The sequence below is a fragment of the Mycobacterium sp. E183 genome (assembly GCF_001667735.1).
Taxonomy (GTDB): Bacteria; Actinomycetota; Actinomycetes; order Mycobacteriales; family Mycobacteriaceae; genus Mycobacterium.
The window spans coordinates 1-1,052 of the sequence record NZ_LZJN01000218.1 but is presented as its reverse complement, the minus strand read 5'-3'; the positions used below and the strand labels follow the sequence as shown (position 1 = coordinate 1,052).

2 pseudogenes are annotated in these 1,052 nt (G+C 70.9%); one reads left to right on the top strand and one right to left on the bottom strand.

Annotated features, from left to right (window positions below):
• A pseudogene (locus A5691_RS26805) lies at nt 1-462 on the top strand (hypothetical protein); the annotation flags it as partial.
• A gap of 3 nt (nt 463-465) precedes the next feature.
• On the opposite strand, the pseudogene A5691_RS26800 reads toward A5691_RS26805, so the two are convergent.
• A pseudogene (locus A5691_RS26800) lies at nt 466-1,052 on the bottom strand (VWA domain-containing protein); the annotation flags it as partial.

Below are 1,052 nucleotides of genomic sequence, written 5' to 3'. Positions count from 1 at the left end.
ACCCACCTGCAGGCCGTGAGCGCCCTGGCCATCACGGGTGGCGACACCCCGCCCCCGGCCCGCATCGTGCTGCTGTCCGACGGCGGGGAGAACAAGCCGTCCAATCCCAGCGACCCGCACGACGGGGTCTACACGGCGGCGCGGCTGGCCCGGGACGAGGGGGTGCCCATCTCGACGATCTCGTTCGGCACCAAGACCGGCGAGATCGAGATGGACGGGCAGCGCGTGGCCGTCCCGGTTTCGACGGACCAGATGAAGACGATCGCCAAGCTGTCCGGCGGGCAGTCCTACACCGCCAGCAACATCGCCGAGCTCAACAAGAGCTACAACGCCATCGAGAAGGACATCGGCTATCGCACCGTGGCCGGGCCGGGCAGCGCCGGGTGGCTGCGCCTGGGCGTGATCACCGCCTTGATCGCGACGGCGCTGGCGCTGCTGATCAACCGGCGGCTGCCGGTCTGATCGTCAGGACGGCAGCCGGCGGTTCAGGAACAGGCCGGCCAGGATCGCGCCGGCCAACGCGACCGCCCCCAGCAGCATCCACGCCAGGCTGGCGTCGCCCTTGACGGTCTCGTACCCGATCTGGCGCTGCAGGGTCGAGTAGACGTTCTTCAGCGACTCCAGGCTGTCGGCGTGGAACGCCTGGCCGTCGGTGATCTCGCAGATCTTCTGCAGCGTCTGATCGTCGACGGGAACCGGGATGGTGGCGCCCTCGTACTCGACGGTGCCGTACGGCGTCCCGAAGGAGATGGTCGAGATCTGCACGCCCGCGGCCTTGGCGGCCCGGGCGGCGGTGAACGCCCCCTGCGGGGCGTTGGCGTCCAGCGGCACGTTCTCCGCGCCGTCGGACTCCAGCACGATGCGCGCCGGCGGCGGGCCGTCGCCGCCGCCCATCACCGAGCCCACCGTCGCGATCGCCTGCAGGGCGGTGAACAGGCCCTCACCCGTCGCGGTCTTGGGGGCCGGCTTCAGGCTGTCGATCGTCGCCTGGTGCTGCGGGGTGGGCGACACCAGCAGGTATGGCGTGCCGGCGAAGCCGACCAGGCCCAGGT